This window comes from Streptomyces sp. NBC_00038 (assembly GCF_026343635.1).
GTDB lineage: Bacteria > Actinomycetota > Actinomycetes > Streptomycetales > Streptomycetaceae > Streptomyces.
Map to the genome: position 1 here is coordinate 8282351 of NZ_JAPELQ010000001.1, position 14681 is coordinate 8297031.

Sequence of the window (14681 nt, forward strand, 5' to 3'; positions counted from 1 at the left end):
AACCGGTGGTCTACGCGGCCGGGTTGAGACCGTTCGACAGGCCCGTGTAGGACGGCTTCGGCGCGTAACTCTCGTTGTACGGGAGGGCCGCGCCGAAGCCGCTGAAGGTGCCCGGGATCCAGGAGTACTTGTCGGTGATGCCCCAGACGGTGACGCCCGCGCATCGGGGGACGCCGAGACAGTTCTCGCTCGCCAGCTTGTAGTCGGCGGACTGCTGGGCGAGTTCGGCGGCGGAGGCGGGCAGCGGGATGCGGATGTCGAGTTCGGTGACGGACACTTCGAGGCCGAGGTCGGAGAAGCGCTTGAGGTTGGCCTTCATGGTGGACGGCACCTGCCCGACCACGAAGTGCGACTGGAAGCCGATCCCGTTCAACGGCACGCCGTCCGCGAGGAGTTGCTTCGCCAGGGCGTACAGGGCGTCGCTCTTCGCGTTGTCCGCCTCGATGTTGTAGTCGTTGATGTACAGCTTGGCGGCCGGGTCGGCGGCATGCGCCCACCGCAGCGCGTTCGCGATGTACCCCGTCCCGAGCTTGTCCTGCCACAGCGAACTGCGCATCGAACCGTCCTCGTTGAACGTCTCGTTGACGACGTCCCAGGCGTACACCTTGCCCTTGTAGCGGCCCAGCGTCGTGTCGATGTGCTTCTTGAGGAGCGTGTTCAGCTCGGCGGCCGAGAAGTTCCCGTTCTTCAGCCAGGACGGCAACTGGCTGTACCAGGCGAGCGTGTGCCCTCGTACACCCTGGTTGTGGGCGCTCGCGTGCGCGACCAGCCGGTCGGCCGCGGCCCAGTTGTAGCCGCCCCGGCTCGGCTCCAGCGCGTCCCACTTCATCGCGTTCTCCGCCGTCACCGAGTTGAACTCCCGGTCCAGGACGGCGGTGTACGACGCATCGGACGTGAGCGGCCCGTCACCGACGGCTGCGCCGATCCGTACGCCACGCGCGTCGGCGTATCCCCGCAGGGTCGTCGCGGCCGAGGCTTCGGGGGTGAGTTGGGGGAGCGTGACGGCCGCGGCGGCCAGCAGCGCGCCCGCGGCGGCGAGCGGCAGCGGGCGCGGGACACGGCGGCGGCGGTGGGGTCGGGCGGCGTTTGGCACGGCTGCTCCTGGGAGGGGATGCGGGTGCGGATGGGAGGGGGTACGGGTGCGAATTATTTGTCTGGAGGTCGCCGCAGGGGCGCCATAAGGTTGCCGGGGATCAGGACAAGACAAGGGGAAGGGGCCGCGTGGCGTACGAGGCGCAGCACGAGGACGGACCGGGCGATCGGATACCGCGCGTGGACGAACCGGCCGACCCGGCGCCACGCAGGCCACGTACGGATCCGCCGCCCGCGAAGAGCGAACCGCTCTGGCGGCAGCGGAACTTCGGGATCTTCTGGGCCGCGCAGACCCTCTCCGTCCTCGGTGACTCCTTCGCACTGATCGCCCTGCCTCTGCTGGTGCTCCAGTCGACCGGCTCACTCGCGAGCATGGGACTGCTCACGGCGGTCGGCGGAGCCGCCTCGGTGCTGGCGGCCGTCTTCGCCGGGGCCCTGGTGGACCGCGTCGACCGCCGACGGCTGCTCATCGCCTGCGACCTGGTGCGCATGGTGCTGTACGGCGTGATCCCGCTGGTGTGGCTGTTCGGACCGCAGGTCTGGCTGCTGTACGTCGTCCTGCCGCTCTGCGAGGCCGTCGGCATGCTGTTCGCCGTCGGCTATGTCACCGTCGTCCGGGGCCTGGTCGGCACCGAGCAGCTCACCGAGGCCAATGGCCGGCTCAACGCGACCGCCGCCGCGGCGGGCGTACTCGGCCCGCTGTGCGCGGGTCTTGTGGCCGCCTGGACCGGCCCGGCCGCCGCGGTGTGGGTCAACGCGGGCAGCTTCGCGGTGTCGGCCGCCTGCATGCTCTTCGTACGGTTCGCCCCGCGCTCCGGGGACGACGGCGTCCCGGCGAAGGGAGCCGGGGTGGCCGGCCTGTGGCGGGACCTGCGAGCCGGGGTGTCCTTCCTGTACGGCCATCCGGTGCTGCGCTCGCTGACCGCCCTGCTGTTCGTCTTCAGCTTTCTCACCCTCGGCATGACCGACCTGGTCATCTACCACGTCAAGCACGACCTCGGCCACGACGACGGCACGGTCGGCACCGTCATGGCCGTGGGCGCCCTCGGCACGATCACCGGCGCCCTGCTGGTGGCCCGGATACGTCGGGGACTCGGCTTCGGGCCGACCTGGACCGGTGCGGTCGCGGTGTGCGGGCTGGCGTTCGCCGGTCTTGGCTGGGCGCGGGACGTGTCCGTCGTCGCGGCGCTGAGCGCGGCGTTCCTCGCCTGCGGCGGCATCGCGGGCACCTGCTCGATGTCACTGCGTCAGGAAGTGACCCCGGAACCGCTCCTCGGCAGGGTCACCTCCGCGTTCTGGACCCTCCAGTACTCCGCGGCCCCGATCGGCGCGGCCGTCCTGACCTGGGCCGCGGAACGACGGGGCACCGCACCGGTCGGCCTGATCGCCGGCGCGTGCTGCGTGCTGATCGCGGTGGCCGCGCTGTTCACGCCGATACGGCGGTCCCGCGCCGCCTGATCGGCGGCCCAAGCCTTGTCAGCGCCTGCATCACCCCGGCGAGTGGAACTCTGCGGCCCAGTGGGACCAGTTGTCGGCCAGCCGTGCGAAGAAGAGGCGGCCGGCTACGGAAGCTGGGCGCATGCCCACCCTTCCTTCCCTACGGGGATCCCTGCGCGCAGCCTCGGCGTTCGTCGCCGCGCTGGCGCTCGTCGTGGCCCTGCCGCACGGCGCGTTCGCCGCACCCGGTGACCTGGACGCCACATTCGGCACCGGCGGAAAGGTCACCGTCGACGGCGCCTTCTCGGACGGCCAGGACCTGGCCGTCCAGGCCGACGGCAGGATCGTCACGGTCGGCGCCCGGCAGGATCCCGACACCTTCTACGCCGACTTCTCCGTGATGCGGCACAACGCCGACGGCAGCGTCGACACCACCTTCGGCGGCGGTGACGGCGAGGTGCTGACCGACTTCGAGCAGGGCGAGGACCGGGCGCAGGGCGTGACGCTGCAGCCCGACGGGAAGATCGTGGTCGTCGGCCGCACCCAGCGGACCGCCGACGAGTTCGCTGGCTGCTGCTGGCTCACGGTCGCCCGCTACAACACCGACGGCAGCCTCGACACCACCTTCGGAGGCACCGGCTGGGCCGTCCCCGAACTGGCCGGCGGCGCCGAGGAGGGCTGGGCGGTCGCGGTGCAGCCCGACGGGAAGATCCTCGCCGCGGGCTCGGCAGGCGGCACGTTCACGGCGGTGCGCTACAATACCAACGGCACCCTGGACCCCACCTTCGACGGTGACGGCAAGGTCCTCACCTCCTTCCAGGACCTGGGCGGTGCGCAGGGGTTCGACTTGGCTCTGCAGCCCAACGGGAAGTTCGTCATCGTCGGCTACTCGGGCGAGACCTCCTTCGACTTCGCGCTGGCCCGCTACAACTCCGACGGCAGCCTCGACACGTCCTTCGGCGGCGACGGCAGGGTCACCACGGACCTCGGCGGCTACAACTGGGGCCGGACCGTGGTCGTCCAGTCGACCGGCAAGATCGTCGCCTCCGGGTCGTCCGGCGGCAACTTCACCCTCGTCCGCTACAACGTCGACGGCACTCTCGACAACGGCTTCGGCACCGGAGGCGTCGTCACCACCTCCTTCGGCACCGGCTCCGGTGTGGAGGCCCTCATGCTCCAGCCCGACGACCGGATCGTCGCCGCGGGCACCGCCGCCGGGGGTGACTTCGCGCTGGCGCGCTACCAGGTCGACGGCGCCCTGGACACCGGCTTCGGCACCGGCGGGAAGACCACCACCGACTTCGGCATCGGCGACGTCGCGCACAGCCTCGCCCTCCAGTCCGACGGCAAGATCCTCGCCTTCGGCAGCAACAGCGACGGCGACCGCGCCCTGGCCCGCTACCTCGGCGGCGCCGGCAGCCCGCCCCCGCCCACCGGCGTCGACCTCTCCGTCACCAAGACCGGCACCGGCACCGTCAGCATCGGCGACCGGGCCACGTACACCGTGACGGTCACCAACAACAGCACCGGCACCTCGGCCACCGGTGTCTCCCTCACCGACACGCTCACAGGACCCGCCGCCACCCTGATCTCGGCCACCCCGAGCCAGGGCACGTGCACGACCTCCGCCACCGGCGCGACCTGCGCCCTCGGCACTCTCGCGGCCGGGGCGCAAAGGACCGTCACCATCGTCGTGGAGCCCCGCGCCACCGGCACCCTCACCGACCGGGCCACGGTCACCGCCACCCAGACCGACCCGGCCACCGCCAACAACACCGCCACCGCGACCACCACCGTCAACAACTCCCGCGGCTGTACGCGCATCGGCACGAGCGGCAACGACACCCTCAACGGCGGCTACGGCAACGACGTGATCTGCGGCCTCGGAGGCAACGACACGATCAACGCCAGCTATGGCAACGACACCGCGTACGGCAACTTCGGCGACGACCGCGTCGACGGCGGCTTCAGCGACGACACCCTCAACGGAGGCCCCGGCAACGACAACCTGATCGGCAACTACGGCAACGACCGGCTCAACACCGTCGACAGTGTCTCCGGCAACGACACCGCCAATGGCGGCTTCGGCACGGACACCTGCACGACGGACACCGGCGACACCCGGATCAGCTGCCCCTAGCCGTTCACCCCCGTGTAGTGACGCAAGCTCCACTTCCACAGCAGACGGGAGCCCAGGTAGGCCGCCGCCCCGAGTAGCGGGGAGGCGGCCGCCAGCCAGTACGGGACCCCTGTGCCGGAGCCGTGGCCGGTCAGTACCGCGGCCGGGAAGTAGGCGACGAAGGCTAGGGGCAGGCCGAAGGTGAGGAGGCTGCCGACCGCTCGGGGGAGGACGTTGAGCGGGTAGCTGCCGAAGGTGCCGAGGAGTTCCTCCAGCCAGCGGCCCCAGTAGTCGGCGGCCGGGAAGCGGAGGGAGGCGCAGGCCACGATCGTGAACAGGGCCGCTTCCAGGAGCATCCCGCCCAGGACGGCGACCACGAGGTACGTGATCCGGGTCGCCGTCCAGTCGAGTTCGCTGCGGCTCAGCGCGCCCGCCATCAGGCCCGCCGCCACCGTCAGGTCGCCGATCGCGTTGGTGGGGAAGAAGGACAGCTGGAGCTGGCGGTAGACCGGCATCGGGCGTACGAGATACGTGTCGATCACGCCCTCCTGGATGTGCCGGCCCACCCCGTGCACCCGGCCCAGGAACAGCACGAACAGGCCGTGCGCCAGCATCCGTGTCGCCGGGATCAGCAGGACGTCCGAGCTGTCCCAGCCGCCCATCCCGGCGAACCGGGTGAGCAGCACCGTGGCGAACACGATCACCGACACCTGCCAGACCGCGCCGATCGCGATCATCATCAGGAACTCGGAGCGGTACTCCAGCTGTGCACGGAAGTTGAGCCGCGTGATGCGCCACGCGATCCGGAAGCCGTTCAGGGAAGGGGTCTTCGACAGGTTCTCCGAGACGTTCTCCGATGACATGTTCAGCCTCCCTGGGAGATCACGCGGAGCGCCGCGCGCCGCCACAGCAGGCGGGTGAGCAGGGCGAGCACCACCACCCAGGCGGCCTGTACGGCGAGTTGGGGGCCCGCGTCCGACAGTGGAATCCGGCCGACGTACAGCGACAGCGGCACGCTCAGCGTCGCCTGGAAGGGGAGGAAGCCGCTCATCGTCACGAACCAGTCGGGGAAGAACCACAGCGGCGCGTACACCCCGGCCAGCAGATTCTGCGCGAAGATCAGGATCATCATCGCGGCGCCGTTGCGGAGCGTCCAGAAGCACAGCTGGTCGAGGGTGAGCATGATGTAGTAAAGGACCCACTGGCCGAGCAGCGCGCTCAGCATGAACACCCCTGTCGCGGCAGGGGACTTGGTCGGTTCGATCACCCCGGCGGCCAGGCACACCAGATATCCGGCGAGCACCCACACGAGCCCGTAGAGCTGCTCGCCGAGGGCCCGCCGGGCGTAGTAGTGCCGCGGCGACAGCGGCCGCAGGTACCAGTAGACGATCGTGCCGAAGTGCATGTGCTGGAGAACCGTGTCCCGGCCCGCGTACTGGTCCAACTCCCGTATACGGGTGGCCAGTACGGCGAGTACGGCATACGTGACGGCCTGGTCGCGGGTGAGTCCGGCGGTCGTGCCGGTCTGCGCGTACAGGCCGTTCCACAGTGACGCCACCAGCACCACCTGCACGGTGAGCCGGAGAAGCGCGGCGGTGATCCGTGGAGGCGTGTGCAGCTCGCCGAGCGGGGTGACCCGGGTGACGCGCCAGGCGCGCGGGGCGGAGAGCAGGGCCACGGGGTCAGCCTCCCTGCGCCTGTACGGGCACCTCGCGCAGGTAGGCCGCCCGCATCACGTCCTCCAAGTCGGCCTCGTCCAGGGCGACATCGTTGACCTCGTACCGCTCGATGACCTGCTTGAGGGCCTGGTGGACGGTCGGCGACGCGGCGCCCTCTGCAGGTCCGAACACGAGCTGCGGGCCCTCGCGCCGCAGCAGCGCGATCCCCGGAGGCAGCGGATCCACGGGCGCGTGCGGGTCGGCGAGCGTGGCCCGCACCTGCCAGGTCGAGCCGAACTTGCCGCGGATCTCGTCGAGGGTGCCGTCCAGGACGAGCCGCCCGTGGTTGATCAGGACGACGCGTTCGGCGAGCCTCGCGACCTCCGTCATGTCGTGCGTGGTCAGCAGGACCGTCCGGCCGCGCTCCTCCACCTGGTACCGGAGGAACTCGCGCACCTGTTCCTTGACCACCACGTCCATGCCGATCGTCGGCTCGTCGAGGAAGACGACCGGCGGATCGTGCAGCAGTGCGGCGGCCAGGTCGCAGCGCACCCGCTGGCCGAGGGAGAGGTGCCGTACGCGGGTGTCCCAGAAGGAGGAGAGATCGAGGAGCTCGTCGAACTCCCGCAGGCGGGCGGCGTGTTCAGCCTTCGGCACCTCGTAGATGTCCCGCAGGATCGCGAACGACTCGCGCACCGGCAGGTCCCACCAGAGCTGGGTGCGCTGCCCGAACACCGCGCCGATGTTACGGGCGTTGCGCTCCCGCCCCAGGTACGGGACGACGCCCGCGACGCGCGCCTCACCGGAGGTGGGCGTGAGGATGCCCGTGAGCATCTTGATGGTGGTGGACTTGCCGGCGCCGTTCGGGCCGAGCAGGGCGAGGAGTTCGCCGGGGGCGACGTCGAAGGTGATGTCGGAGACAGCGTCCTTGGCCACGCGCTCCGGGTTGACCAGTGATCTGAGCGCGCCCGCGAAACCTGGGCGGCGGACGGTGGTGTGAAAAGTCCGGGAGAGTCCGCGGACCTGGATGCTTTCGTTCACAGCCTTCACGCTGGTTGACCCCTTCACGTCGTTCGCCCTGTTCACGGCGCGGATGCTGTTGGCGCGCCACTCACGTCTCACCTGCTGTTGACCCTGTTCACACCCCCTCTGTCGTGGACTTCCTCGTCAGCCGCACCAGCCAGACCGTCGCCACCAGCGATCCGCCCGACAACACGGTCAACAGCCATGGCACCGCGTGAATCCCGGACGCCTCGATGCCCACGCCAAGGAGCGGCGGGGCCGCGACCCCGCCGATCATCGACGCGGCGATCACCCAGGCGCCCGCCCGCTTGGCCCCCGGCAGGGCCTGATTCAGCCAGGTCAGCCCGGTCGGGAACACCGGCGCGATGAACAGGCCCACACCGGCGTACGCCACCGGTGCCGCCCCCGGTATCAGCGCAAGGAGCAGGCACGCCGTCATCCCGGCCGCGCAGACCGCGAGGATGCGCTCGGGCGCGTACCGCAGGGTGATCGGCACCACCAGGAAGCGGCCCACCGTCAGCATCAGCCAGTAGACCGAGGTGGCGGAGGCGGCGACGGTCGCGCTGTAACCGACGGTCTCCAGGTGGGTGGGCTCCCAGCCGCCGACGCCCGCCTCGACCGCCACGTTGAGGATGTAGAGGACGAGGAAGCCGACCAGGACGCGCGAAAGCAGGCCGCTGGAACCCCGCGCCTTCTCCGTGGGAGCGGCGGGAGGCGACGGCGCCTGGTTCCCGACGCCGCCCGTGCACAGGATCAGCGCCCCCGCCAGCACGGCACACGCCCCGAAGGCGTACGGGTAGTGGTCGGGCCCGGTCCACGCGATGAGCGCCGGACCGAGCACCGCACCGATCCCGAAGTGCGCGTTCAGCACGTTGAGCATCGCAGTCGAACGGTCGCCGAAGCCGACCGCGAACAACTGGTTGAGGCCGTAGTCGATGCCGCCGAAACCGAGACCGCAGAGGAAGGCGGCGGCCAGCGCGAGCGGCCAGTTCGGGGCGAGCGCGAAGCCCGTGCCGCCCGCCGCCATCAGGACGTAACTTGCCGCCAGCAAAGCCCTGTTGCTGATCCTGGAGTGGATCGCGTTGAAGGCCAGGACGCCCGCTACACCGCCGGTGAAGTGCAGGCTGAGGCCAAGGCCGGCGGCGGACGGAGACAGGCCGTACTCCTCGCGCAACCCTGGAACCGCAGGACCGTAGAGCGCTTGAAGCATGCCGATGAGGACGAATCCGACGCAGGACGCGACCGCGGCCGGTCGGGTGAAGAGCCGACCGGCCGCGGGCTGTATGACGGTGTCAGTCATGAATCTCCGAGAAGAGATACGAGAACTCCGCGGGGGCGGCCCGCAGTTGGTACTGAGGCAGCGCACCCGGCCCGCACGACTGTGAGCCGATGCCCTGCTGTCCGTGGTCGAGGTTGACCCAGACCGATTCGCCCGGGACCAGATCGGTCAGATGGTCGGCGGCGTCGAGCTGCTCCGTCGTCCAGCGGCGGGCCGTGAACCAGAAGGATGGATCACCCTCCACCCGCAGTCCACCGATTTCCGCCCAGCGGACATCGGGCCGCGCACCGTTCTCCTGGGGACGGACGTACGGCGTCTGCAACGCGTCCACCGACGACTCCCAACGCCCCAGCATCGAGGCCGACTTCGTGTCCGGATAGCCCTCACCGGGCCCGCCGCCGAACCACTTCACCCGGTCCGACGACGAAGGCAGCCCGAGCCGGATCCCGAGCCGCGGCAACGGCAGCGTCCAGTCGCCCTCGGGCGCCACGGACACGGTCAGCCGCAGCCGCGTCCCGTCCGAGGTCCACCGGTACACCGTGCGCAGGCCCACCTCCGAGGCGGCGGGCGCCACCCGGGACCGTACGGTCAAGGCGTCGTCGCTCAACTCCACCGCATCCAGGCGGTATTGCATCCGGTGCAGCCCCAGCTCGCGCCAGAGCGGGCCGTAGCGCAGGTCGGGCTGCCAGGACGCGCCGTTGTCGTTGTCGGTCGGAGCGCGCCAGACGTCGAGACGCAGCCCGGTGACATCGACCCCGCCGATCGCCTTCAGCACGCCGGTACGGGCGTCGAAGGCAGCCGGGCCCAGGGTGATCTGCCGCACGCCGAGCGCGGGCGGGTCGGACTGCGCCACGCGACCCAACGCCTTCTCCGTAGCGGGCAGTTGGGCCCAAGCCACCTGATGGCCCTGCGGACCCCAGGCCGTCTCCGCCGCGAGCACCGCCCGAACCGTCCACCCCGTCTCGGCCCCCCGCCCGTCCGCGGGCGAGGCCGGCAGCTTCACATCGGCCGACTCGCCCGGCAGGAGCGGGGGCACGGACAGCGCGCCCGCCTCCACGGTCTCCCCGTCGACCTGGTACGACCACTCGAAGGCGAGCGCCGAGAGATCCGCGAAGTCGTACGCGTTCGTGACGCGGACGCTGCCGTCCGCCCCGTCGCCCTCGATACGGACCGGCTCGATCACCTTCTTGTACTCGACAAGGCCGGGCGACGGAGCCCGGTCCGGGAACAGCAGTCCGTCGCAGACGAAGTTCCCGTCGTGCAGTTCCTCCCCGAAGTCGCCGCCGTACGCGAACCCGTACCGTTCGTCCTTGATGCCGTGGTCGATCCACTCCCAGATGAACCCGCCCTGGAGGCGGTCGTGCGACTCGAACAGCCGCTGGTAGTCGGCGAGTCCACCGGGGCCGTTGCCCATCGCGTGCCCGTACTCGCAGAGGATGAAGGGGAGCCGGCGTCGTCCGTGCGCGCCGCCGTCCAGGCCCCGGCCGATCCGCTCGACCTCCGCGTGCTCGGCGTACATCCGTGAATAGACGTCCGTGTCACGGCAGTTGATGTCGCCCTCGTAGTGGATGAGCCGTGAGCGGTCACGGCCGCGGATCCACTCGGCCATGGCGGTGAGCCCGCGCCCGGTGCCCGCCTCGTTGCCGAGGGACCAGATGACGACGGACGGGTGGTTCTTGTCGCGCTCGACCATGCGGGAGGCGCGGTCGAGGAGCGCCGGGGTCCAGCGGTCGTCGTCCACCGGGTTGTCGCGCCAGGCCTGCTCGGTGAAGCCGTGGGTCTCCAGGTCGCACTCGTCGATGACCCAGAGGCCGTACTCGTCGCACAGGTCCAGGAAGGCGGGGTGCGGCGGGTAGTGCGAGGTGCGGACGGAGTTGATGTTGTGCCGCTTCATCAGCAGCACGTCCTGCCGCATGGTCTCCAGGTCGAGGGCCCGTCCCCGCTCCGGGTGCCACTCGTGCCGGTTGACGCCCTTGAAGAGGAGCGCCCTGCCGTTGACCTTGATCAGACCGTCTTCGAGCACGACCGTGCGGAAGCCGATCCGCAGGGGTACGCGCTCGCCCTCCGTCGTCAGCACCCCGTCGTAGAGGCGGGGCGTCTCGGCCGTCCACGGCTGCACCGGCACGGTCACGGACTCGCCGGTGGCGACATCGATGTCCAGGGCGGGCACGGTGACCCGGCCGTCGACGTCGGAGTCGACGCGCAGGGTCCCCTCGCCGCGGACATGGTCGTACGACGCGTGCACGAAGTGGTCGAGCACGCCGCCCGCCGGACGGTGCAGCAGGGTGACGTCCCGGAAGATGCCCGGCAGCCACCACTGGTCCTGGTCCTCCAGGTACGAGCCCGCCGACCACTGGTGGACCCGCACCGCCAGCACATTGCCGGCCGGCTTCAGCAGATGGCCGACCGCGAACTCGTGCGGCAGCCGGGAGCCCTTGAACTCGCCGATGTCCGTGCCGTTCAGCCAGACCCGGGCACAGGACTCCACACCGTCGAAACGGAGCACGGAGCCGCCGTCCCCGGGCCACTCCCCGGGCAGGTCGAAGACCCGCAGATGGTCACCGGTCGGGTTCTCGGTCGGCACCCGCGGCGGGTCGACCGGGAAGGGGTAGAGGTGGTTGGTGTAGATCGGCGCGCCGAAGGCCCCGTCGCCCTGGAGGACCCAGTGGCCGGGGACCGACACCTGAGCCCAGTCCCCGGCGTCGTACCCCTCCGCAGCGAAGGAGTCGTCCTCGGCATCGGCGGTGGGGGAGAGCCGGAAGCGCCAACTGCCGTTCAGTGACAGGGACTGGGCATCCGAGGACGCGTACCAGGCCCGTGGCGGAAGCGCCCCGCTGCCGGGTGAGACGTCCTCGACGTAGTCAATGGCGGTAGTTGTGCGGAAAGACATGGGTCTCCAGGTCCTGAGAGTGGTCTTGAGCGAGTCGTGTCAGCCCTTGATGCCTGTCTGTGCGATCCCCTGCACCAGCCAGCGCTGGAGGAAGAGGAAGACGAACAGCAGGGGCAGGATGGAAATGGTCGTGGCCATGAAGATCAGGTGGTAGTTGACGGTCTGGTTGGTCATGTACGACGACAGCGCGACCTGAACCGTCCAGGCGCCGGGGTCCTGGCCGATGACCAGCGGCCACAGGAAGGAGTTCCAGCCGCTGATGAAGGTGATGGTCGCGATCGCCGCGAAGAAGTTCAGCGAGTTCGGCACCACGACGCGCCAGTAAGCGCCCCAATAGCCGAGCCCGTCCACGCGCGCCGCCTCCTCCAGCTCCTTGGGGAACCCCAGGAAGTACTGCCGGAAGAGGAAGCAGGTGAAACCACTGAAGAGGCCCGGGATGATCAGACCGCGGTAGGAGTCGACCCAGCCGAGCGAGGACACCAGCACGAAGCTCGGCACGAAGGTCACGGCCGTCGGCACCATCAGGGTGAACAGCACCGCGTAGAAGATCTTGTTGGCGTGCCGGTACGGGATGCGGGCCAGGCCGTAGCCGGCCAGCGAACAGACCAGCAGCACCCCGACGGTGTGCAGGACGCCCACGATCAGCGAGTTCACCATCGACTGGCCGAAGTCCACGGTGGTGTCGCGGAACGGCTCGGTGATGTTGCCCCACTGGATGTCCGTGGGGAACAACTTCCAGTTCTCGCCGGTGATTTCCCGGTCGGTCGAGAGCGCGTTGCGGACCAGCAGGTAGAACGGGACGAGGAAGAAGAAAGCGGCTATGGAGGTGGCGACGTACAGCCCGGTGGAGCTCATCACCCCGCCGCGCCTGTTCCGGCGCGGCGTGCGCGACGGCGAGGGTACGGCGTCCCCGGCCTTGGGCACGGTGGCGGTCACTTGGACTCCTCCCCCCTTCCGAAGCCCAGGAGCCTGCCCTGGAACAGGGTCACGAGGCAGATCAGCAGCGTCAGCATCACGGCGCCGGCGCTGCCCGCGCCGTAGTCCTGGTTCTGGCCCAGGGCCATGTAGTACAGCTCGACCAGCGGGGGCCGGCCCCAGGTGGTCTTGGACAGCAGGTTGAAGAACTCGTCGAAGGCCTGGTAGGCGGCGACCAGCAGGAGCAGGACCACAGCCGTGGTGGTGGCGCGCAGTTGGGGCAGCGTGATGTAGCGGAAGGTCTGCCAGCCCCGCTTGGCGCCGTCGATCGCGGCGGCCTCGTACAGCTCCTGCGGGATGTTCTGCAGCGCGGCGAGGAAGAGGATCATGTAGAAACCGGACTGCAGCCACAGCCGCGCGCTGACGATGACCAGCCAGTACCACGGCGGGTCGGGGTCGGCGAGCCAGGCGATGTTCTCGACGCCGAACCAGCCGATCACGGTGTTCGCCAGACCGAAGCGGACACCGTTGAACATGGACATCTTCCAGATGAGGGAGGCGGCGACGTAGCTGCACGCGGTCGGCAGGAAGAACACCGAGCGGTAGAACGCCCGCATGAAGCGCAGCCGGTTCACCAGCATCGCCAGGCCCAGGGACAGCGCCCAGGTGGTGGGCACGATGAACGCGGCGAAGACGGTGAAGGTGAGGAGCGCACCGGTGAAGTTGCCGTTGTCCAGCATGTAGCGGTAGTTGTCGAAGCCGATGAACTTGCTCGGCGTGACGGTGAAGCGCGCCTCGAAGAAGCTGAGCCAGATGCTCCAGCCGATCGGAACGTAGACGAAGATCACCAGGCCGAGGAGGAACGGTCCGGTGAAGAGCCAGAAGTTGAACGTGGGGCTGCCCCGCAGACCCCGCCGGCGGCGGGCCTTGAGGGGCTTCGCCGGGGCGGGGCTCGCGAGGTCGAGCTCGGTGGTCGTCGACATGTCGAGGTCCGTCCGCCGGCCTATCCGAACAGCTTCTTGAGCTCGGTGCCCACGACCTCGTCGCACTTGTCGAGCGAGGCCTCCGGGTCACCGTCCTTGCGGACCGTGTCGGCGAAGACGTTCTCCGTGGCGGTGATCATCGCCTGCGTCCAGCCGATCTTGTCGAAGTGCCCGTACTCGCTGAAGAGCTTGACTCCCTCGGCCGGCAGGCCCGACTTGAGCTTGGCGGCACTCTGCGCGATCGAGGTGCGCGGCGGGATGTGGAAGCCGTACGAGAGGGCCCAGTCCTCCTGGTACTCCTTCTGGTCGATCCACAGCCACTTCACGTACTCCTTGGCCGCTTCCACGTTCTCGCCCTTGGCGTTGACGAACATCGACCAGCCGCCGTTGTAGACCGAGGGCTTGCCCGCGTCACCCACCTTCGGGAAGGGGAAGACACCGAGGTCGTCGCCGAGCGCCTCCTGCATCGCGGGCATGGCCCACATGCCGCAGAACTGCATGGCGGTGAGGCCCTGGGTGAGCGCGGACGGGTCCCAGTAGTCCGCCGGGGCGTCGAGGAGCAGGTCGCCGCTGGTGAACAGCTTGCGCATCTTCGTGAGGCCCTCTACGACACCGTCCGTGTGGTAGGCGGGCTCGTTGTTGTCGTCGAGGGTGTCGGCGCCTGCCGCCCAGATCATCGGGCGGATGACCGCCTGCAGGGTGTTGCCGAGGTAGACGCCCTTGACCTTGTCCGTGGTGAGCTTCGCGGCTGCCTCGATCAGCTCGTCGAGAGTCTCCGGGACCTCGATCTTGGCCTTCTCGAACAGTGAGGGCCGGTAGAAGAAGAACTGCGGGTCGTCGATCATGCGGACGCCGTATATCTTCCCGTCCACCGTGTGCGAGGCGATGTCGGCCTGGTTGAAGTCGTCCTTGACCGGCTCGATGATGTCCGTCAGGTCCGCCACCTGGCCGCTCTTGATCAGCTGGATCTGCGGGTGGAACTCGAACAGGTCGGGTGCGCTCTTCGTGAGCAGGGTCGCGAAGAGCTTGCTCTCGAAGTCGGCGCCGGTGATCCACTGCGTGGACACGCTCGAGTCCTTGTAGGCCTTCGCGTACCGCTTGATGGCCTGCTCGGTGCCCGCCTCGCCGTAGGCGTGGAAGAACTGGGTGAGGCCGTTGCCCGAACCGCCGCCCCTGCCGTTGTTGCTGCCGCACGCGGCGAGCGTGCCGGCCGCGGCCATGCCCGCCGCGGCGCGGAAGATTGATCGGCGGGACAGGTTGCTGCTGCTCATTGCCGACATGGTGA

Annotated in this window: 11 protein-coding genes; 2 read left to right on the forward strand and 9 right to left on the reverse strand. The window is 69.4% G+C overall.

The window, feature by feature from the left end; genetic code table 11:
* Positions 1-10 precede the first annotated feature (10 nt).
* Positions 11-1093, reverse strand: a complete 1083-nt coding sequence (locus tag OG219_RS37350) for an endo-1,4-beta-xylanase (protein ID WP_266834154.1) — start codon at positions 1091-1093, stop codon at positions 11-13.
* Positions 1094-1272: 179 nt separating this feature from the next.
* Between OG219_RS37350 and OG219_RS37355 the strand changes: the two genes are divergently transcribed.
* Both OG219_RS37355 and OG219_RS37360 read left to right on the forward strand, forming a co-directional pair.
* A complete protein-coding gene (locus tag OG219_RS37355; protein ID WP_266836358.1) occupies positions 1273-2550 on the forward strand; it encodes an MFS transporter in 1278 nt (425 codons plus the stop codon).
* Positions 2551-2671: 121 nt separating this feature from the next.
* Positions 2672-4669 carry a calcium-binding protein gene (locus OG219_RS37360; protein WP_266834156.1) on the forward strand — a complete coding sequence of 666 codons (1998 nt, stop codon included), beginning with the start codon at positions 2672-2674 and terminating at the stop codon, positions 4667-4669.
* Here the strand turns inward: OG219_RS37360 and OG219_RS37365 are convergent.
* The 8 genes from OG219_RS37365 to OG219_RS37400 all read right to left on the reverse strand — a co-directional run bounded on the left by OG219_RS37365 (position 4666) and on the right by OG219_RS37400 (position 14676).
* Positions 4666-5466, reverse strand: coding sequence for an ABC transporter permease (locus tag OG219_RS37365; RefSeq protein WP_266836359.1), 801 nt, complete (start codon positions 5464-5466; stop codon positions 4666-4668). The genes OG219_RS37360 and OG219_RS37365 overlap by 4 nt on opposite strands.
* Positions 5467-5513: 47 nt before the next feature.
* On the reverse strand, positions 5514-6326 hold the full coding sequence (locus tag OG219_RS37370; RefSeq protein WP_266834158.1) for an ABC-2 family transporter protein: 813 nt from the start codon (positions 6324-6326) through the stop codon (positions 5514-5516).
* 4 nt (positions 6327-6330) lie between these two features.
* Positions 6331-7347 carry an ATP-binding cassette domain-containing protein gene (locus tag OG219_RS37375; RefSeq protein WP_266834160.1) on the reverse strand — a complete coding sequence of 339 codons (1017 nt, stop codon included), beginning with the start codon at positions 7345-7347 and terminating at the stop codon, positions 6331-6333.
* A gap of 97 nt (positions 7348-7444) precedes the next feature.
* On the reverse strand, positions 7445-8629 hold the full coding sequence (locus OG219_RS37380) for a sugar MFS transporter (protein ID WP_266834162.1): 1185 nt from the start codon (positions 8627-8629) through the stop codon (positions 7445-7447).
* Positions 8622-11498 carry a glycoside hydrolase family 2 TIM barrel-domain containing protein gene (locus OG219_RS37385; RefSeq protein ID WP_266834164.1) on the reverse strand — a complete coding sequence of 959 codons (2877 nt, stop codon included), beginning with the start codon at positions 11496-11498 and terminating at the stop codon, positions 8622-8624. The genes OG219_RS37380 and OG219_RS37385 overlap by 8 nt, the downstream gene beginning before the upstream one ends.
* 39 nt (positions 11499-11537) lie before the next feature.
* Positions 11538-12353: a carbohydrate ABC transporter permease gene (locus OG219_RS37390; RefSeq protein WP_266836360.1), complete on the reverse strand. Its 816-nt coding sequence runs from the start codon at positions 12351-12353 to the stop codon at positions 11538-11540.
* 77 nt (positions 12354-12430) lie between these two features.
* Positions 12431-13396 carry a carbohydrate ABC transporter permease gene (locus tag OG219_RS37395; RefSeq protein ID WP_266834166.1) on the reverse strand — a complete coding sequence of 322 codons (966 nt, stop codon included), beginning with the start codon at positions 13394-13396 and terminating at the stop codon, positions 12431-12433.
* Positions 13397-13416: 20 nt separating this feature from the next.
* Positions 13417-14676, reverse strand: a complete 1260-nt coding sequence (locus OG219_RS37400; RefSeq protein WP_266834168.1) for an ABC transporter substrate-binding protein — start codon at positions 14674-14676, stop codon at positions 13417-13419.
* Positions 14677-14681: the final 5 nt, after the last annotated feature.

What these genes read in the sequence shown, in the direction of transcription:
- OG219_RS37360 (WP_266834156.1), top strand. Translation starts at nt 2,672, where the DNA reads ATGCCCACCCTTCCTTCCCTACGGGGATCCCTGCGCGCAGCCTCGGCG.
- OG219_RS37380 (WP_266834162.1), bottom strand. Translation starts at nt 8,629, where the DNA reads ATGACTGACACCGTCATACAGCCCGCGGCCGGTCGGCTCTTCACCCGA.
- OG219_RS37385 (WP_266834164.1), bottom strand. Translation starts at nt 11,498, where the DNA reads ATGTCTTTCCGCACAACTACCGCCATTGACTACGTCGAGGACGTCTCA.
- OG219_RS37390 (WP_266836360.1), bottom strand. Translation starts at nt 12,353, where the DNA reads ATGAGCTCCACCGGGCTGTACGTCGCCACCTCCATAGCCGCTTTCTTC.
- OG219_RS37395 (WP_266834166.1), bottom strand. Translation starts at nt 13,396, where the DNA reads ATGTCGACGACCACCGAGCTCGACCTCGCGAGCCCCGCCCCGGCGAAG.
- OG219_RS37400 (WP_266834168.1), bottom strand. Translation starts at nt 14,676, where the DNA reads ATGTCGGCAATGAGCAGCAGCAACCTGTCCCGCCGATCAATCTTCCGC.